At 73.7% G+C, this 18,780-nt stretch carries 13 protein-coding genes; 9 read left to right on the forward strand and 4 right to left on the reverse strand.

The window, feature by feature from the left end; genetic code table 11:
• Positions 1-67 precede the first annotated feature (67 nt).
• The 9 genes from rimP (at position 68) to AQJ54_RS06445 (ending at position 12,609) form a co-directional block, all read left to right on the forward strand.
• Positions 68-565, forward strand: coding sequence for a ribosome maturation factor RimP (gene rimP / locus AQJ54_RS06405; protein ID WP_062026681.1), 498 nt, complete (start codon positions 68-70; stop codon positions 563-565).
• Between the two features lie 2 nt (positions 566-567).
• On the forward strand, positions 568-1,563 hold the full coding sequence (gene nusA / locus AQJ54_RS06410; protein WP_030315690.1) for a transcription termination factor NusA: 996 nt from the start codon (positions 568-570) through the stop codon (positions 1,561-1,563).
• Positions 1,564-1,690: 127 nt separating this feature from the next.
• Positions 1,691-1,987 (forward strand): YlxR family protein, encoded by a 297-nt coding sequence (locus AQJ54_RS43275; protein WP_078616769.1) that lies wholly within the window; start codon positions 1,691-1,693, stop codon positions 1,985-1,987.
• A 146-nt stretch (positions 1,988-2,133) separates the two neighbouring features.
• A complete protein-coding gene (gene infB / locus AQJ54_RS43280) occupies positions 2,134-5,277 on the forward strand; it encodes a translation initiation factor IF-2 (protein WP_079069752.1) in 3,144 nt (1,047 codons plus the stop codon).
• A gap of 146 nt (positions 5,278-5,423) precedes the next feature.
• Complete coding sequence (locus AQJ54_RS06425; protein WP_030315687.1) at positions 5,424-5,717, forward strand: DUF503 domain-containing protein; 294 nt, start codon at positions 5,424-5,426, stop codon at positions 5,715-5,717.
• A gap of 32 nt (positions 5,718-5,749) precedes the next feature.
• Positions 5,750-6,202 (forward strand): 30S ribosome-binding factor RbfA, encoded by a 453-nt coding sequence (gene rbfA / locus AQJ54_RS06430; protein WP_020138838.1) that lies wholly within the window; start codon positions 5,750-5,752, stop codon positions 6,200-6,202.
• On the forward strand, positions 6,199-7,104 hold the full coding sequence (gene truB / locus AQJ54_RS06435) for a tRNA pseudouridine(55) synthase TruB (protein WP_062234669.1): 906 nt from the start codon (positions 6,199-6,201) through the stop codon (positions 7,102-7,104). Before rbfA ends, truB begins: the two co-directional genes overlap by 4 nt.
• 913 nt (positions 7,105-8,017) lie before the next feature.
• A complete protein-coding gene (locus AQJ54_RS06440) occupies positions 8,018-11,515 on the forward strand; it encodes a trypsin-like peptidase domain-containing protein (protein ID WP_062234672.1) in 3,498 nt (1,165 codons plus the stop codon).
• Positions 11,516-11,655: 140 nt separating this feature from the next.
• Entirely contained in the window at positions 11,656-12,609 is a 954-nt protein-coding gene (locus tag AQJ54_RS06445; RefSeq protein WP_062026677.1) for a bifunctional riboflavin kinase/FAD synthetase, read from the forward strand.
• Positions 12,610-12,765: 156 nt separating this feature from the next.
• Here AQJ54_RS06445 and AQJ54_RS06450 read toward each other — a convergent pair whose 3' ends face one another.
• From AQJ54_RS06450 to eccE, 4 genes are all read right to left on the reverse strand, one after another.
• Positions 12,766-15,774, reverse strand: a complete 3,009-nt coding sequence (locus AQJ54_RS06450) for an SCO5717 family growth-regulating ATPase (RefSeq protein WP_062234675.1) — start codon at positions 15,772-15,774, stop codon at positions 12,766-12,768.
• A gap of 289 nt (positions 15,775-16,063) precedes the next feature.
• Positions 16,064-16,381 carry a DUF397 domain-containing protein gene (locus AQJ54_RS06455; protein ID WP_062026675.1) on the reverse strand — a complete coding sequence of 106 codons (318 nt, stop codon included), beginning with the start codon at positions 16,379-16,381 and terminating at the stop codon, positions 16,064-16,066.
• Between the two features lie 135 nt (positions 16,382-16,516).
• A complete protein-coding gene (locus AQJ54_RS06460) occupies positions 16,517-17,344 on the reverse strand; it encodes a hypothetical protein (protein ID WP_062026674.1) in 828 nt (275 codons plus the stop codon).
• Positions 17,344-18,684 (reverse strand): type VII secretion protein EccE, encoded by a 1,341-nt coding sequence (gene eccE, locus AQJ54_RS06465; RefSeq protein ID WP_062234679.1) that lies wholly within the window; start codon positions 18,682-18,684, stop codon positions 17,344-17,346. The genes AQJ54_RS06460 and eccE overlap by 1 nt, the downstream gene beginning before the upstream one ends.
• Positions 18,685-18,780: the final 96 nt, after the last annotated feature.

Below are 18,780 nucleotides of genomic sequence, written 5' to 3' on the forward strand. Positions count from 1 at the left end.
ACCGGATACCCTTTGACCAGACACGCGACCTACCCACAACAGCACACGCGGCCGAGGAGTCACCCGGATGAGCACCACCCAGAGCGAGAGGCTGCGAGAGCTCCTGGAACCGCTCGTCACCTCCCAGGGCCTGGATCTCGAAGAGATCGCCGTGGACTCCGTCGGCCGGAAGCGCGTGCTGCGCGTCGTCGTGGACTCCGACACCGGTGCCGACCTGGACCAGATCGCCGATGTGAGCCGTGCGCTCTCGGCGAAGCTCGACGAGGACGACGCGATGGGCGCGGGGGAGTACACCCTCGAGGTCGGCACCCCGGGCGCCGAGCGGCTCCTCAAGGAGCACCGGCACTACGTGCGCGCCGTGGACCGGCTGGTGAAGTTCCAGCTGACCGACGGCGCCGAACTGGTCGCGCGGATCCTGACCGTCGACGACGAAGGCCTCGACCTCGAGGTCCCCGGCGTGAAGGGCCGCAAGGCCACCGCGCGCAGAATCGCCTTCTCCGACATCGACAGGGCACGCGTGCAGGTCGAGTTCAACCGCAAAGACAAGAACGAAGAGGAGGCGTAGCCGTGGACATCGACATGAGTGCCCTGCGGGGCTTGGTACGGGAGAAGGAGATCTCCTTCCCCCTGTTGGTCGAGGCGATCGAGTCGGCCCTCCTCATCGCCTACCACCGCACCGAGGGAAGCCGCCGTCACGCGCGCGTGGAGCTCAACCGGGAGACCGGCCATGTGACCGTGTGGGCGAAGGAGGACCCCGACGACCTCGAGGAGGGCCAGGAGGCCCGCGAGTTCGACGACACCCCCTCGGGCTTCGGCCGCATCGCCGCCACCACCGCCAAGCAGGTCATCCTCCAGCGGCTGCGCGACGCCGAGGACGACGCGACGCTCGGCGAGTACGCGGGACGTGAGGGCGACATCGTCATGGGCGTGGTCCAGCAGGGCCGCGACCCGAAGAACGTCCTCGTGGACATCGGCAAGCTGGAGGCCATCCTGCCGGTGCAGGAACAGGTCCCCGGCGAGACGTATCCGCACGGCATGCGGCTGCGGTCGTACGTCGTACGGGTGGCGCGGGGTGTGCGCGGCCCGTCCGTCACCCTCTCGCGCACGCACCCCAACCTGGTGAAGAAGCTCTTCGCACTGGAGGTGCCGGAGATCGCCGACGGCTCCGTCGAGATCGCCGCCATCGCACGTGAGGCCGGTCACCGCACCAAGATCGCCGTCCGGTCCACCCGTTCGGGTCTGAACGCCAAGGGCGCCTGCATCGGCCCCATGGGCGGCCGGGTGCGCAATGTCATGGGCGAGCTCAACGGTGAGAAGATCGACATCGTCGACTGGTCGGACGACCCGGCCGAGATGGTGGCGAACGCGCTGTCGCCGGCCCGGGTCTCCAAGGTCGAGGTCGTGGACATGGCCGCCCGCTCCGCGCGCGTGACCGTCCCGGACTACCAGCTCTCCCTCGCCATCGGCAAGGAAGGGCAGAACGCCCGGCTCGCCGCCCGGCTCACCGGCTGGCGGATCGACATCCGGCCGGACACCGAGCAGCCCGCCGACCAGGACCGCTAGGACCCCCGAACAGGACGGCGGACGGGCCGAGGAATAGATCCAAGCCGTACGCCGCTGAGATCACGACAACAACCGTTCGATCCCTGCCCCCAAGGGGTGAGGTCGTTACGGGGAGGTAGACTTAAGAGTGTCTGGCCGGACGCACGCCCGCGCATGCCCTGAACGCACCTGTGTGGGATGCAGGCAGCGAGCGGCCAAGACCGATCTGCTGCGCATCGTGGCGATCAAGGACGCATGCGTCCCCGATCATCGCGGTACGCTGCCCGGCCGGGGTGCGTACATCCACCCCGCCCTGGTCTGTCTCGACCAGGCGGTACGCCGCCGGGCGTTCACGCGGGCGCTGCGCGCCCCGGGAGCGCTCGACACAAACGCGTTGCGCCAGTACGTCGAGCAGACAGAGAGTTGCCGGCAGGCAACACCGTAAGGAAGGTCGTGCGGAACCCCCGTGCGGCCCTGGTACCCCGCGAGTTGGAAGTAGGTCGAGATTGCGATGAGCACTCGATGAGCACGCGATGAGTACGCCCATGAAGTAGCGACGGTCCGGACGCACCCGGACCTAAAAGGAGCGAAGTGGCTAAGGTCCGGGTATACGAACTCGCCAAGGAGTTCGGGGTTGAGAGCAAGGTCGTCATGGCCAAGCTCCAGGAACTCGGTGAATTCGTCCGTTCGGCGTCTTCGACCATCGAAGCGCCCGTCGTCCGTAAGTTGACGGACGCCCTCCAGCAGGGCAACGGAGGCGGCAAGCCCGCCCCCGCACGCAAGGCCGCCCCGGCCCGTCCGGCGGCCCCCTCTCCCGCGCAGGCAGCCCGTCCGGCCGCCCCGCGCCCGCCGGCCCCCAAGCCGGCCGCCGCCGAGCGGCCCGCGGCTCCCGCCGCGCCGGTCACTCCCGGCCCCCGTCCCACCCCGGGCCCGAAGCCCGCGCCGCGCCCCGCGCCGGCGTCCCCGGCTCCGACCACGCCCGAGTTCACGGCACCCCCGTCGGCCCCCGCCGCTCCGGCCTCCCAGGGCCAGGGTGCGCAGGGCCAGGGCTCCGGCCCGCGTCCGGGCGCCCCGCGTCCGGCCGGCCAGCAGGCCCCGCGTCCCGGCGCCCCGCGTCCGGCCGGTGCCCCCGGTCAGGGCGGCCAGGGCCGCGGTGACCGCACCGACCGTCCCGGCGCCCCGCGTCCGGGTGGCCAGGGTGCTCGTCCCGGTGCCCGTCCGGCCGGTCCCCGTCCGGGCAACAACCCCTTCACCTCTGGTGGCTCCACCGGCATGGCGCGCCCGCAGGCGCCCCGTCCGGGCGGTGCCCCGCGTCCCGGTGGCCCGGGTGGCCCCGGTGGCGCTCCCGGCGGCGCCCCGCGTCCGCAGGGTCAGGGCCAGGGCGGTCCCCGTCCCCAGGGCGCGGCGGGCGGTCCCCGTCCGCAGGCTCCGGGCGGCGCCCGTCCCAGCCCGGGCGGCATGCCCCGTCCGCAGGGCGGTCCCCGTCCCGGCGGCGGCCCCGGCGGCCCGCGTCCCAACCCCGGCATGATGCCGCAGCGTCCGGCTGCCGGCCCGCGTCCCGGCGGCGGTGGCCCCGGTGGCCGCGGTCCCGGCGCAGGCGGTCGTCCCGGTGGCGGCGGCGGTCGCCCGGGTGGTGGCGGCGGCTTCGCCGGTCGTCCCGGTGGCGGCGGTGGCGGCTTCGCCGGTCGTCCCGGTGGTCCCGGTGGCGGTGGCGGCGGCTTCGCCGGTCGTCCGGGTGGTCCCGGCGCCGGTGGCGGCGGTCGTCCCGGCTTCGGTGGTCGTCCCGGCGGTCCCGGTGGCCGTGGTGGCACGCAGGGCGCCTTCGGTCGTCCCGGCGGTCCCGCGCGTCGCGGTCGCAAGTCGAAGCGGCAGAGGCGCCAGGAGTACGAGGCCATGCAGGCCCCGTCGGTCGGCGGCGTGATGCTGCCTCGCGGCAACGGCGAGACCATTCGCCTGTCGCGCGGTGCCTCCCTCACCGACTTCGCGGAGAAGATCAACGCCAACCCGGCGTCGCTCGTCGCGGTCATGATGAACCTCGGCGAGATGGTCACGGCCACGCAGTCCGTCTCCGACGAGACGCTCCAGCTCCTCGCGGGCGAGATGAACTACGAGGTTCAGATCGTCAGCCCGGAGGAGGAGGACCGCGAGCTGCTCGAGTCCTTCGACATCGAGTTCGGCGAGGACGAGGGCGACGACGAGGACCTGGTGGTCCGTCCGCCGGTCGTGACCGTCATGGGTCACGTCGACCACGGTAAGACCCGACTCCTCGACGCCATCCGCAAGACGAACGTCATCGCGGGCGAGGCCGGCGGCATCACCCAGCACATCGGTGCCTACCAGGTCTCGACCCAGGTCAACGACGAGGACCGCGCGATCACCTTCATCGACACCCCGGGTCACGAGGCGTTCACCGCCATGCGTGCCCGTGGTGCCCGGTCGACGGACATCGCGATCCTGGTCGTCGCGGCCAACGACGGCGTCATGCCGCAGACGGTCGAGGCGCTCAACCACGCCAAGGCGGCCGACGTCCCGATCGTCGTCGCGGTCAACAAGATCGACGTCGAGGGTGCCGACCCGACCAAGGTGCGCGGTCAGCTGACCGAGTACGGCCTGGTGGCCGAGGAGTACGGCGGCGACACCATGTTCGTCGACATCTCCGCCAAGCAGGGTCTGCACATCGACTCCCTGCTGGAGGCCGTGGTCCTCACCGCGGACGCCTCGCTCGACCTGCGGGCCAACCCGAACCAGGACGCGCAGGGCATCTCCATCGAGTCCCGTCTCGACCGCGGCCGCGGTGCCGTGGCGACGGTCCTCGTGCAGCGAGGCACCCTGCGGGTCGGCGACACGATGGTCGTGGGCGACGCCTACGGTCGTGTGCGCGCCATGCTCGACGACAACGGCAACAACGTCGCCGAGGCGGGTCCGTCCACGCCGGTCCAGGTGCTGGGTCTGACCAACGTCCCGGGCGCCGGCGACAACTTCCTGGTGGTCGACGAGGACCGTACGGCCCGTCAGATCGCCGAGAAGCGTGCCGCCCGCGAGCGCAACGCGGCCTTCGCCAAGCGCACGCGCCGTGTCTCGCTCGAGGACCTGGACAAGGTGCTCAAGGCCGGCGAGGTCCAGCAGCTCAACCTCATCATCAAGGGTGACGCTTCTGGTTCCGTCGAGGCCCTCGAGTCCTCCCTGCTCCAGCTGGACGTCGGCGAAGAGGTCGACATCCGCGTCCTGCACCGCGGTGTCGGTGCGGTCACGGAGTCGGACATCGACCTGGCGATGGGCTCGGACGCCATCGTGATCGGCTTCAACGTGCGCGCCGCCGGGCGGGCACAGCAGATGGCCGAGCGCGAAGGCGTGGACGTCCGCTACTACTCGGTCATCTACCAGGCGATCGAGGAGATCGAGGCGGCCCTCAAGGGCATGCTCAAGCCGGAGTACGAAGAGGTCGAGCTCGGTACGGCGGAGATCCGCGAGGTCTTCCGCTCGTCCAAGCTGGGCAACATCGCGGGTGTTCTCATCCGCTCCGGCGAGGTCAAGCGCAACACCAAGGCCCGACTGCTGCGCGATGGCAAGGTCATCGCGGAGAACCTCAACATCGAGGGCCTGCGCCGCTTCAAGGACGACGTCACCGAGATCCGCGAAGGCTTCGAGGGCGGTATCAACCTCGGAAACTTCAACGACATCAAGGTCGACGACGTCATCGCGACGTACGAGATGCGCGAGAAGCCGCGAGGCTGACCGTCACAGCACGCGATCGGGGCCGATCGGCGGAGCCGTTCCCTCTGGGAATTTCCGTCGATCGGCCCCGGCCGTTGCGTGTACGGTTCCCGTATCGGCGTCGACGCGGCGCCCGTACCCCGAACCGGCGGGACATCCGGACACACATGTATGTGGGGACTCTGTCCTTCGACCTGCTCCTCGGTGACGTGCACTCGCTGAAGGAGAAACGCTCTCTCGTCCGTCCGATCGTGGCCGAGCTCCAGCGCAAGTACGCGGTGAGCGTGGCGGAGACGGGGAACCAGAACCTCCATCGCCGGGCCGAGATCGGGCTGGCGGTGGTGTCCGGGGACACGGGACACCTCACCGACGTACTGGACCGCTGCGAGCGGCTGGTGGCCGGGCGGCCCGAGGTGGAACTGCTCTCGGTTCGACGCAGGCTCCACAGCGACGAAGACTGACGCAACAAGTAAGTACTTAAGGAGACGGACCAGTGGCCGACAACGCGCGCGCCAAGAGGCTGGCGGACCTCATCCGAGAGGTGGTGGCCCAGAAGCTGCTGCGCGGGATCAAGGACCCGCGGCTCGGCTCACACGTCACCATCACGGACACCCGGGTCACCGGTGACCTGCGGGAGGCGACCGTCTTCTACACGGTGTACGGGGGCGAGGAGGAGCGGGCGGCCGCGGCCGCCGGACTGGAGAGCGCCAAGGGCGTGCTCCGCTCCGCGGTCGGAGCCGCGGCGGGCGTGAAGTTCACCCCCACGCTGACCTTCGTGGCCGACGCGCTGCCCGACACCGCCAAGACCATCGACGACCTACTCGACAAGGCCCGCCAGTCCGACGAGAAGGTGCGCGAGGTCTCGGCCGGCGCCAAGTACGCCGGCGAGGCCGACCCGTACCGCAAGCCGGGCGACGAGGACGAGACGGACGACGCCGCCGAATGACCGAGAAGAACCGGACGCCCGACGGCCTTGTCATCGTCGACAAGCCGTCGGGCTTCACCTCGCACGACGTGGTCGCCAAGATGCGCGGGATCGCCAGGACCCGCCGCGTCGGGCACGCCGGCACGCTCGACCCGATGGCGACGGGCGTGCTCGTCCTCGGCGTCGAGAAGGCGACCAAGCTCCTCGGACACCTCGCGCTGACCGAGAAGGAGTACCTGGGCACGATCCGGCTCGGCCAGACGACCCTGACCGACGACGCCGAGGGCGAGATCACGGGGTCGGTCGACGCCTCGAAGGTCACCCGGGAGGCCGTCGACGCCGGGATCGCCAAGCTGAGCGGCGACATCATGCAGGTGCCGTCGAAGGTCAGCGCCATCAAGATCGACGGCGTGCGCTCCTACAAGCGGGCGCGTGAGGGCGAGGAGTTCGAGATCCCGGCCCGCCCTGTGCGGATCTCGTCCTTCGCGGTGTACGACGTCCGGGACGCGGTCGCCGAGGACGGCACCCCGGTCCTCGACCTGGTGGTCTCCGTGGTCTGCTCCTCCGGCACCTACATCCGGGCGCTCGCCCGTGACCTGGGCGCCGACCTGGGCGTGGGCGGCCATCTGACGGCTCTGCGCCGGACCCGGGTGGGCCCGTACAAGCTGGACTCCGCGCGGACCCTCGACCAGCTCCAGCAGGAGCTGACGGTGATGCCCATCGGCGAGGCCGCGGCTGCCGCCTTCCCGCGCTGGGAGGTCGACGCCCGTCGGGCCAAGCTGCTCGCCAACGGCGTACGGCTCGACATGCCCGAGGAGTACGCGGGTGCCGGCACGGTCGCCGTCTTCGGCCCCGAGGGCGTCTTCCTCGCGCTGGTCGAGGAACAGAAGGGCAAGGCGAAGAGCCTGGCCGTCTTCGGCTGAGGCCTCTTCGCGGGGCACCGGGGCGGTCTTCGCCCGTGGAGCGGCGATCACGGGGTTGTGCCGCCGCTCCACGGTCCCCCCTCGGTTCCCCCACCCCTAGGGTGTATCCGCCGGTCCCCTTCCATTCACCCGCGCGGGCAGGCGCTCGGAGTGAACCGGGGGAGTGGAAGGGGGCGCGTTCCGCACGCGATCTGTCCCGCTGATCACCCCGCACCTACCGTCGAAAACAGGAACGTGCGTACGGCGGGAAGGCTCGACCATGACGGCAGGGGGTGACTCCGTCGGCGGAGCGGTTGGCTCCGCAGGGGAGAGCGGGGGACGCGGTGACGGGGGCGCGGGGGAGAGGGTCCGGCCGGGTGCTCGGGGGAACGACGCCGGAGCGGGGGCCGCGGGGCGGATTTCCGGCGGGGGTGGGAGCCTTCCGGCCGGTGGGGTCTCTTGGGCGGGTTCGGGGGCGGGGCTTGCGGCCGGGGAGGTCCCTTGCACCGGTTCGGGTGCGGGGCTTGCGGCTGGTGATGCTGAGCGGGTCGGTCTTCGTGCGGGGCTTGCGGCTGGTGATGCTGAGCGGGCTGGTTTCCGTGCGGGGCTTGCGGCTGGTGACGTTGAGCAGGCCGGTCTTCGTGCGGGGTTTGCGGATGGTGACGCCGCGTGGGTTGATTCGGACGCGGATCGCACCTCCGATGACGCGACTTGGGCCGGCTCGGGCGCGGGCCTTGCCGCTGGTGAGTTCTCGTCGGCCGGTTCTGGTGCGGGCATCGCGGTCGGTGGCGTCGAGCGGGTCGGTTCTGGTGCGGGCATCGGTGGTGGTGGGTGTGTCGGGGGACGGGCGTCGGGGTGGGGGCGGCGGTTGCGGCACGGGGGTGGGCGGGCGGCGCGTGCTCAGGGCGGCGGTGTCGGGCGGGACGAGGATCTCGTGCGGGTGCACGACCTGGCCGGACGGCTTCGCGGGCTCGGCTTCGTGGCCGATCACCACGGCACCGTCGTCACCAGTCACGAGGCCGTCGACGGGCTGGCCCGGATCGTTCTGCACGCCGGTGACCGCAGCTGCGTGGTGGGCGCCGACGCCGTGACCCCGCTGCCCGGCCGGGATCTGGCGCTGGTCCGCACCGAGGGCCTCGGCGTGGACCCGCTTCCCCTCTCCCCGCGCGACACCGTCGAGCCCGGCACCTATGTGCGCCTGCCCGCGGGCTGCTGGCGCGAGGCTCGCGTGCTCGGCCCGGCCACCGTGACCTACACGGCCACCGACCGCCGCCATCTCCTCGACGGTGTCCTGGAGCTGGCCATCGGCACCGCGGGCCGCGACGCGCTGCGGCTGGGCGGCGGGGCCGCCGGAGGGCCCGTGCTCGACGCCGCGACCGGAGCCGTCGTCGCCGTCCTCGGCACCGCCCTCCAGAGCGGCCACCGCGACACCGCTCACGCGATCCCGCTCCGGCCCCCCGGCACCGGCCCCCTCGCTGGCGTGCGCACGGGGAACACCGTCCCCGACCGGCCCGCGGGCAACCCCGTCGCGCAACGGCCAGGGGACCGACCCCTCCCGCAACGGCCCGGCGACCAACCCGTCCCCCAACGGCCCGAGGACAACCCCGCCACCGACCCCCTCGCCGACCTCCTCGCGGAGAACGCGGCCACCGTCCCCGCCTACGGTGCCGATCTCAACCTCGCCGGAGTGCTGGAGCTGACCGCCACCTCCGTGGGCCAGGACGGTCCGTCCGGCATCCTGGTCGGCCACGTGGGCCGGGGGGACGCGACGGAACCGGTCGAACGAGCCGCCACGGCACGGGAGTTCGCCGCCTTCACCGACGGCACGGCCACCGTCCTCGGCCTCGTCGGGCCGCCCGGCAGCGGCCGTACGACGGAACTCGCCGCGCTCGCCGCCCGCCGCCACCGCGGCCCCGCCCCGGCCCCCACCCTCTGGCTGCGCGGCGCCGACCTGGAGGACACCGACGACTCGGTGGCCGACGCGGCGCGCCGCGCGCTCGGCCGGGCCGCTCGTATCGTCGCGACCTCCGCGGACACCGGCCCGGCCGACCTCGGCGACCTCACCCCCGAACGCCTGGCCCACCTCTCGCGGGCCGCCGGACGCCCCCTGTTCCTCCTCCTCGACGGCCCCGAGGAGATGCCCCCGGTCCTCGCCCACCGCCTCGCCGAGTGGACCCGGGGCACGGCGCGCTGGTTGCAGGAGACGGGCGCCCGGCTGGTGGTGGCGTGCCGGGAGGAGTACTGGGAGGGCACGGACTTCCCCGCGGACCTGCTCCACGGCGACCCCGGCCGGCACATCCCGCCCCGCGTGCCCCTCACCGACCTCACCGACGACGAGGCCCGCCGGGCCCGGGCCCGCTACGCCCTCACCGACGGCACCCTCACCGCCCCGGACGACCGGCACCCCCTCACCCTCCGGCTGCTCTCCGAGGTCCGCGCCGCCCTCCCCGGCACCCCCCACGCCCCCGTCGACCGCGACCAGGTCTTCGAGGCCTACCTCGACCTGATGTGCCTGCGCGTCGCGGTCCGGCTGGCCGGTCCGACCGGGCTGCGCGGCACCGCCGTGCGCAGACTCGCCGCGAAGGTCTCCGGGCAGGTCCACGAGGCCGCCCGCCGCAGCCTCGGTCCCGGCCAGGGCGAACTGGACCGCGCGTCGTTCGAGGCGGTGTTCCCCTGGGGCCCGGCCCCGAAGCGGCTCGGCGGCTCCGGCTGGGCCTCCGCCGTCCTCGCCGAAGGCCTCCTGGTCCCCGCCGGCACCGGCTACCGCTTCGCCCATGAAGAGCTCGCCGACTGGATCCAGGGCACGCACCTCGACCTGGACGAGGCCCTGCGCGCCCTGGTCCACCGCCGCCGCTCCGGTCCGCAGCACCCCCTGCCCGTCCCGCACCACCGCATCGGCCCTGTCGTCCAGGCCCTGCTCCTCGTCGCCCGCCAGCACGGCACCCCGCAACTGGCCCACCGGCTGGAGGAGTTGCTGCACGCCCTCGACGCCGATCCGGAGTCCTGGTGGGCCGCCCGGCTCCTCACCGAGACCCTCCTGCGGCTGCCCGACGCGACGCCGTACACCGACGTCCTGCGGCAGCTCGCCGACCGCCTCGTGGCCGGACGCCGCCGCGGCGAGCCGGTCCCGGCCGCCTTCGGACCCGCCTTCTGGACCGCCCTCCCGCTCCCGCCGGCCGCCCGCTTCGACCTGCTGCGCCGGCTCGTCCTCGCCGACGGGCCCCCGCAGGAACCCGGACCGCGGTTCCTGGACGCCGTGGCGGAGCTGCTCGCCGTCGACCCCACCGCCGTACAGCCGCAGCTGACCCGCTGGTTCGACGACGACCGGGCGCTGCCCGCGACCCCGCACGCGACCGTCGCCGAGGCCGCCCAGGCGCTGCTGCACACCCACCGGACCCGGGCCCTGGACGACCTCACCGAGGTCCTCGTCGCCTGCGCGCACCGGCGGGGCGACGAACTGCTCGCCGTGCTCGCCGAGGACGAGCCGTCGGCGGTGTGCCGGGCCGTGGACCGGTGGGCCCACGACGAGCGGCCGGCCCGCCGGGTGGCGGCGGTGACCTACGGACTGCGGGCCGCGCCGCACGTACGCACCGAGGCCGACCGCGAGCTGCTGCGCTACGCCGCCCTCGCCCTGCTGGCCCGCCCGGAGGACGCCACCCTGCACGGCGGCGCGCACGCCCTGCTCGTGCGCGACCCACACACCCGGGACCGTCATCTCCCGCAGGCGCTCGGGCACTTCGCGTCCGGCGACCCCGGGTTCCCGCCCGGCGCGCTGGTCCCCGCCCTCGCCACCCACCCCGGCCCGGTCCTGGACGCCTTCCGGGAGCGGCTGCGGCTGCCCGGTGCCGGGGACGCGCTGCGCACCCTCGCCGACGTCACCACGCCCGCCCTGGCCCGCCGGGTCACCGCGCTGGTGCGGGAGGCCGTCCAGGGGCGCCCGGAGACCGCCGGGGACGTGGCCGCGTACGTCGACCGGCGCCTCGATCAGGGGCCCAGCGCCCGGGCCGTCCTCCTGCCGCTGGTCACCGGGCTCCTCGACGGCGGTCCCGAACGCGTACGGGCCGTGCTGGCGGCGGTCCTCGCGGGCCCGGGCACCCCCGCGTCCCGCGCGCTGCGCGACGAACTCCTCGACCACCTCCTCGACCACGAGGAGGAGCCCGCGGTCCTGATCGCCCTGCTGCCCGCGGTCGCCGCGCGCGCGGACGCCGACCTCCGCGAGCTCGTCCACCGCATCGGCCTCCTGCTGGTCCGCACCCCGGACGGCGCCTCCCGCTTCGACCGGGGACTCGTCGACCTCGGCCGGCATGTGCCCGGCTTCGCCGCGCTGGTGGCCGGCTGGCTCGCCGAGGCCCCGCAGGAGTGGGCGGCGGTGGTCGGGCCCAGCACCCGGAGGATGATCGGGAACCTCGCGGGCGTACGGGTCCCCGCCTGAGGTCAGCGGCGTCCCGGGCGCGCGTGCGTCGGGTCACACCCCCATGCCGATGCGAGCGACGGGCGCCCGGCATGGCACCCTTAGACCTGCGCAGGTCTTGAGAGTCAATACGGACACGGGTTCGACGAGGAGCGGTCACAGTGCAGCGCTGGCGTGGCTTGGAGGACATCCCCGAGGACTGGGGGCGCAGCGTCGTCACCATCGGTTCCTACGACGGGGTCCACCGCGGGCACCAGCTGATCATCCGGCACGCCGTGGACCGCGCGCGTGAGCTGGGCGTTCCCTCGGTCGTCGTCACCTTCGACCCGCACCCCAGCGAGGTCGTCCGCCCCGGCAGCCACCCGCCGCTGCTCGCCCCGCACCACCGCCGCGCCGAACTCATGGCGGACCTGGGCGTGGACGCGGTCCTGATCCTCCCCTTCACCACCGAGTTCTCGAAGCTCTCGCCCGCCGAGTTCGTCGTCAAGGTCCTCGTCGACAAACTGCACGCCAAGGCGGTCGTCGAGGGCCCCAACTTCCGCTTCGGCCACAAGGCCGCGGGCAACGTCGACTTCCTCGCCGAGCAGGGCAAGACGTACGACTTCGAGGTCGAGGTCGTCGACCTGTACGTGTCCGGCACGGCGGGCGGCGGCGAGCCCTTCTCGTCCACGCTGACCCGGCGCCTGGTCGCCGAGGGGGACGTCGAGGGAGCCGGGGAGATCCTGGGCCGCCCGCACCGCGTGGAGGGCGTGGTCGTCCGAGGCGCCCAGCGGGGACGGGAGTTGGGCTTCCCCACCGCCAACGTCGAGACCCTCCCGCACACCGCCATCCCCGCCGACGGCGTCTACGCCGGCTGGCTGCACGCGCAGGGCGAGGCGATGCCGGCCGCGATCTCCGTCGGCACCAACCCGCAGTTCGACGGCACCGAGCGCACGGTGGAGGCGTACGCCATCGACCGCGTCGGGCTCGACCTGTACGGCCTGCACGTGGCGGTGGACTTCCTCGCCTACGTCCGCGGGCAGCAGAAGTTCGACACGCTGGACGCGCTGCTGAAGGCGATGGCCGAGGACGTGAAGCGCTGCGGCGAGCTGATCGAGGCGGCTTCCCGGCACTGAGCGTGGACAGGTCCCGGCACTGACCGTGGACAGGTGCCGGCGCTGACCGTTGACACATCTCGGCACTGACGGTGGGCACGTGAACCGGTCCTGACCGTGGGCACATGAAAGGGGGCCGGCACCTTCGAGGTGCCGGCCCCCTTTCTCACGTTCCGGTCACTGCTGCGGCGGCCGGCCCGCGTTCGGGTCGTACGGCTGCTGCGGGTATCCGGGCTGGGGCTGACCCGTCTGCCACGGCTGACCGGGCTGGGCGCCGGGGAAGCCCTGGAACGGCGGCTGCTGTGCGCCCGGGGGCTGCGGCTGCGGCTGGCCCGGCATCGGGGGAGCCATGGTCGGCGGCTGGTTGGTGCCGTTGCCCGTCCACAGACCCTGCTCCTGCTGGGCCCGCGCGAAGTCCTCGGCCACCATCGTGGCGAGGTCGAAGTACGCCTCCCGGACCTTCGGGCGCATCATGTCGAGGTCGACCTCGGCACCGGCCGCCAGGTGCTCGTCGAACGGTACGACGATCACGCCCCGGCAGCGCTGCTCGAAGTGGGTGACGATGTCCTCCACCTTGATCATCTTGCCGGTCTCGCGGACACCCGAGATCACGGTGATGGACCGAGACACCAGGGACGCGTACCCGTGCGCCGACAGCCAGTCTAGGGTCGTGCTGGCGCTGCTCGCCCCGTCCACCGACGGCGTCGAGATGATGATCAGCTGGTCCGCGAGGTCGAGCACCCCGCGCATCGCGCTGTAGAGCAGACCGGTGCCCGAGTCGGTGAGGATGATCGGGTACTGGCGGCCCAGCACGTCGATCGCGCGCCGGTAGTCCTCGTCGTTGAACGTCGTGGAGACGGCCGGGTCGACGTCGTTGGCGATGATCTCCAGGCCGGACGGCGCCTGCGAGGTGAACCGCCGGATGTCCATGTAGGAGTTGAGGTACGGGATCGCCTGGACCAGGTCACGGATGGTGGCGCCGGTCTCGCGCCGCACCCGGCGGCCGAGGGTGCCGGCGTCCGGGTTGGCGTCGATGGCGAGGATCTTGTCCTGGCGCTCGGTGGCGAGGGTCGAGCCGAGGGCGGTGGTCGTGGTCGTCTTGCCCACGCCGCCCTTGAGGCTGATCACCGCGATCCGGTAGCAGGACAGCACCGGCGTGCGGATGAGGTCGAGCTTGCGCTGCCGCTCCGCCTCCTCCTTCTTGCCGCCGAGCTTGAACTTCGATCCGCCCGGCGCCGGCCGGCTGCTCTTGGCCTTCTGCTTCTTGCTGTTGACCAGCCGGTCCGAGGTCAGCTCGACGGCGGCGTTGTAGCCGAGCGGCGCACCCGCGCCGGCGACCTGCTGCCGCTGGTCGTGCTGGACGGCGGCCGGCCACCCGGCACCGGCACGGGGGTCCACGCCGGGCTGGCCCGGAGCGCCCGCGTAGGGGTTGGGGTTCGGCGCCTGGGGCGGCTGCTGCCCCGGGAACTGCGGCTGCGGCTGCTCCGGCTGGGCGGGGGGTCCCGGCTGCGCGGGGGGCGGCGGCACCGGCTGACCCGGCTGGCCGGGCTGCCCTTGAGGTGCCGGGGGCTGCGGGTAGCCGTAGCCGGGCTGGGGCGCCGGGGGCTGGGGGTATCCGTAGCCGGGCTGGGGCGCGGGCGGCTGGGGGTATCCGTAGCCGGGCTGCGGGGCCGGCGGCTGCGGGTAGCCGTAACCGCCCGGTGCCGCCTGGGCGTCGGGGTGGTGCGGGGTGGCCGGCCACGTGCCCGGGGCGGGCTGCGGGGCCTGCGGAGCCTGGGCGGCTTGTGGCTGTCCCGCGGTCGGCGTCGGCTGGGCGGGCGGGAGCGGGGCGCCGGGCTGAGCGGTGGGTGGCTGCGGCTGTCCACCCGTCGACCACTCCGGCGCCGGGGCGGGGGCCGCACCCGGGGCCCCCTGGGCGAACTGCGGCGGCAGCGGCGGGACCGCGCCCTGCGGCGCAGGCGGCGGACGCCAGCCCTCGTGCTGGGCGTCGGCCTGCGGCTGCTCGGGAGCGGGCGCCTGGGCTGCGGTCGAGGGCTGCTCCGGTGCCGGGACCAGCGAGGCCTGGGCGGCCTGCGGTTGCTCGGGGGAGGCACTCTGGGGTGCCTGCGGCTGCTCCGGGGGTGCGGTCGGTGCGGCCTGGGGCTGCTCCGAGGCGTCGGCCTGGACGGCAGGCGCCTCGGGCGCGGCGGCCTGGGGTTCGGTGCCGGGCTCGGGATCGACGGCGGGGGCCGTGGCCGGGGCTTCGGGGGCTTCCGGTGCCGTGTCCTCGGAGGCCCGGCCGGTGTCCGCGTCCTCGCCGCTGGTTCCGGTCTCCCCGGGGGAGGTGGGCTCGGCCGGGGTCGCCTGCGCCTGCGCCTCGGTTTCCGCTTCCGCGGACGCCTGCGGGGCTACGGCGGGTACCGCGGGCTCGGGGGCGCTGGGCGCCGGAGCCGAGGGGGCCGTAGGGGGCTCGGGGGCGCTCGTCGTCGGGGCGGGGGCGGAGGGCGCGTCGGTACGGCCTTCCGCGTCACCGGCGGAGACGGGGGCGACCGGGGGCGCGGGGGCCACGGGCGCGGTCGGAGGAGCGGGGGCCACGGGGACCTCCGGAGGAGCGGGGGCGACCGGAGGCGCGGGAGCGACCGGGGCCGCCGGGGGTGCCGAGGCCGCGGGGGGCGCCGTAGGAGGCGTGGGGGGCTGCGGGTAGCCGTAGCCACTCTGGGGGTTGGGCGGCGCTGGGGGCTGCGGGTAGCCGTAGCCTGCCTGCGGGTTCGGGGGCTGCGGATAGCCGTAGCCACTCTGGGGGTTGGGCGGCGCGGGCGGCTGCGGATAGCCGTAGCCGGCCTGCGGGTTCGGCGGTTGCGGGTAGCCGTAGCCGCCCTGGGGGTGCGGGGGTGCCGGCGGCTGAGGGGCCGCCGGGGTGCCCGACCACGGCGGGGGCGGCGGGGTCGCGGCGGCCGGCGACGGCGAGTGACCGGACGGATCGGGGTGACCGGGGTGCGGTGCGGGTGCGGCAGGGGCAGGGGTCGGCGCGGGAGGCGCTGCCTCGGGCTCGGGCTCGGGCTGGGGCGCCGCGCTCTGCGTGTACCAGGCGGGTGCGGCGTAGTCGATGGTGAACTCGCCCGTCATCTCCGTGGCGGACTCCGCGTCGGACTGGTCGTCGCTGGGCGTCGTCCAGCCCGCGCGCAGCCCGTCCCGATCGCTCTGCACAATTCCTCCTGGTTGGTCGAGCACCCTCGTGCCGTGTGGGCACTCATGTGCCGTGCCGGGGGCGACCGTTCCTGTTGTCCGGTCCGACTGAAGTCCCTGGACGCGAACGACCCACCCGTGGGTTCCTGCGTCGCACCCGCATCAAGCCTAAACGCCACAACCGTCAGCGGGGCAGGCCCGTCCGCTGTGCGCTCGCACGCACCGGACGTCCGCCTGCCCCGATGTCGGCCTTGTGACGGTTGTCGGTACTTCTGGAGGGACGGTCGGTTCCGCGGCCCGGCCGCCGCCCCTACTCCGCCGGGAGACCGCCGGGGTCCGACGCGGGTTCCAGGTCGAACTCGCCGTCGCGGGCGCCCAGTACGAAGGCCTGCCACTCGGCCTCCGTGTACCGCAGCACGGTGTCCGGGTCCAGGGAGGACCGCATGGCCACCGCGCCCTCGGGGAGGTAGGCGATCTCGACGCGCTCCTCGTGGTCCTCGGTGCCGGGCGCGCTGTGCCACTCGACACCGGAGATGTCCAGGCCGTACAGCTCGTCCCGTTCCCTCGCCTTTCGCGCCCGGACGTCCTCGTCCGGTGTCTTTGCGGCGATGTCGTCCGCGTCAGCCATGGTCGGCAGCCCTTTCTCCTGAGCGAACCTCGTGCAGGAGCACCCTACTTGGCCTGGCCCCCCTCACACAGCGCTACGGTGCGATCACGAACTCGCGTGAGGGGGTGCCGCCTTGGCCTGCCGTGACCGCGCCGGTCAGTCCATCCGGCGAGGTGCTCCGAGCAGACCGGTCTCCGCGTCGGTGGGCTGGGTCATCACGTACTGCCGGGACTTCTGCGTGCACCACAGGGCGACGTTGTCGGCGAGCGAGGACAGGGACGCGGAGTCGCCCTGGGGCAACCGCATGGACTTGCCGACCACTTGGGACTCCTGCGGGGAGATCCGCTGCACCCCGACGACGTCCGCGTTGGCGAGCAGCCGGGGCGCGGTGGGGCCGAGATAGGGGAGCAGGGTCAGCACCGACTGCCAGGGCGTCGTGGTCAGACGGCTGCGCGGCGGGCGGATGCCCAGGTCGCGGATGATCAGCACCGGGCTGGCCGGGGACGGCCCCTGCGGGGCGATCCGCCCGACCTGGTGCACGGTCACGCACTGCTGGCCGCCGCCGGCCGCCTGCGCCATCGGCGCCCACAGCTGCGGACGGGCCGTCTCGACGGCCACGCGCGCGCCGATCGCCGCCGCGCGCAGGGCGATGACCTGGGCCATCCACGTGCCGCCCACCAGCACCATGTCGAGGCGGGTGGGGCGGCACAGGCCCAGCACCGCGGGCTGGTTGTCCTGGTCGATGCCGAGGATCAGGCCGTCGTCGCCGACCGGCAGGGTCAGCTGTGCGAGCACGTCGGCGTCGACGAGGTGGCGCTCACGGCGCGGGCCGAGCAGGCCGAACGCCTCCCGCAGGCGCCGCTCGGGACCGACCCGGGCGGGCTCGGGGGAGCGGGGCAGATGCCCGGGACGCTGACCGGGGAAGCCCGGGGCGGAGTTCCCGAAGCCGGAGCGGCCGCCGGGACGCATGGTGGGAGCGGACATCAGCGGGTACCTCCCAGCGGCAGGGTGGCCAGGACTCCGGGCAGCTGCTCACGGTCGAGCCGCACCAGGCCGACCTTGAACGCGGACGCGGCCCGCTCCAAGTGCTCTGCGGCCTCGCCCAGTTCGTTCTCACCGCGGCCGGTCAGCCGGACGTGGCCGGACAGGGCGAGGAGCTTGCCGCGCCGCCTGCTGATGGTGAGCGAGAAGGTGCTGGCGAGCGTCGGCGCCGAGGTCAGCGCACCGACCAGCCGGGGGAAGGCCGGTCCGGCACCGCCGAACTGGGGCCACTTCGAGATCCAGTACGTGGTGTGCAGCCGGTCGTCGCAGCGCCAGGTGCGGGTGCTCTCCGCCGTACGGCGTCCGGAGCGGCTGCCGTCGAGCGCGGCACCGCCGGTCGTGGCCATCGGGTTCACACAGCTGGAGGTCGCGACGGCGCCGCAGATGTCCGCCTCGCTCAGCACCTTGGCCTGCATGCCGGCGCCCATGAGACGGCTGGCCAGCTGGTCGGCGACCCGCAGCAGCGCCCGCCGGGCACCCTGCATACCGCCACCGCGCGCCTCCACGGCCTCCGGGCACAACTCCGGGTCGAGCTTGAGCGCGACCCAGGTGATACGGAGTCCGGGCGTCATGCTCTGGGCCTGGAGGGGGCCGTAGGAACGGACCGCCATGGCCTGCGGGGGCAGATGCGGGGCGGGCGCGGGCTGGGTGTGCTGGACGACCTGGACGGAGGCGAGCCGGATGTCGTCCACCTCCAGCAGGCCCTGGAGCAGGTCCAGGGGGATGTCCCCGGTGCCGTAGGCCGGACGCAGCGGGGTGTCGGCGGCCTGCACCTGGACCAGCGCGGTGAGGAAGGTGCCGTCGCCGAGCATGCCGATCTCGCGCTGCTCGCGGTCCTGGAAGCTGTAGGTGCGCAGCGCCGGGTCGCACTCGACGGCCGGCGCGAAACCGGGGTCGGTGCCGGGCGGCACGGGTTCGGCGTTGCGCCTGCGGCGGTCGCGCAGCGCGCGGGCGGTGGTGAACCACTCGGGCAGCGGACGGCCGCGGCGGCGCAGCAGCCCGGCCAGGACCAGGGGTACGGCCAGCACGATGCCGACGGTGAGACCGATGGGGCGCAGCAGCCAGCCGATCAGCAGGACCGCGGCGGCCAGTTCGAAGCCGACCAGCTGCTGGACGCGCAGGGGGCCGATGCTGCCGGGGCGCCGGGCGAGCGAGGGTGCGGCCGGGCTCGCGGGCCGCGCGCCCGAGGACGGCTGTGCCGGTTCCGGCTCCGGCCCCGGTCCCTGGTTCTCCTGGGTACGACGGCTGCCGTTTCGGCGCCGGGACCTGGTCGCAGTGCTCATCCCCCGGAACAACCCCTTTGCATTGTCTGGCCGCGACTCGAGCTGGCGGCGGATCACCGTACCCCGTACCGTACGGTGCGATCGTCACACGGCATA

The sequence above is a fragment of the Streptomyces griseorubiginosus genome (assembly GCF_001514195.1).
Classification (GTDB): domain Bacteria; phylum Actinomycetota; class Actinomycetes; order Streptomycetales; family Streptomycetaceae; genus Streptomyces; species Streptomyces griseorubiginosus.

What these genes read in the sequence shown, in the direction of transcription:
- rimP (WP_062026681.1), top strand. Translation starts at nt 68, where the DNA reads ATGAGCACCACCCAGAGCGAGAGGCTGCGAGAGCTCCTGGAACCGCTC.
- AQJ54_RS06425 (WP_030315687.1), top strand. Translation starts at nt 5,424, where the DNA reads ATGTATGTGGGGACTCTGTCCTTCGACCTGCTCCTCGGTGACGTGCAC.
- truB (WP_062234669.1), top strand. Translation starts at nt 6,199, where the DNA reads ATGACCGAGAAGAACCGGACGCCCGACGGCCTTGTCATCGTCGACAAG.
- AQJ54_RS06455 (WP_062026675.1), bottom strand. Translation starts at nt 16,381, where the DNA reads ATGGCTGACGCGGACGACATCGCCGCAAAGACACCGGACGAGGACGTC.
- AQJ54_RS06460 (WP_062026674.1), bottom strand. Translation starts at nt 17,344, where the DNA reads ATGTCCGCTCCCACCATGCGTCCCGGCGGCCGCTCCGGCTTCGGGAAC.
- eccE (WP_062234679.1), bottom strand. Translation starts at nt 18,684, where the DNA reads ATGAGCACTGCGACCAGGTCCCGGCGCCGAAACGGCAGCCGTCGTACC.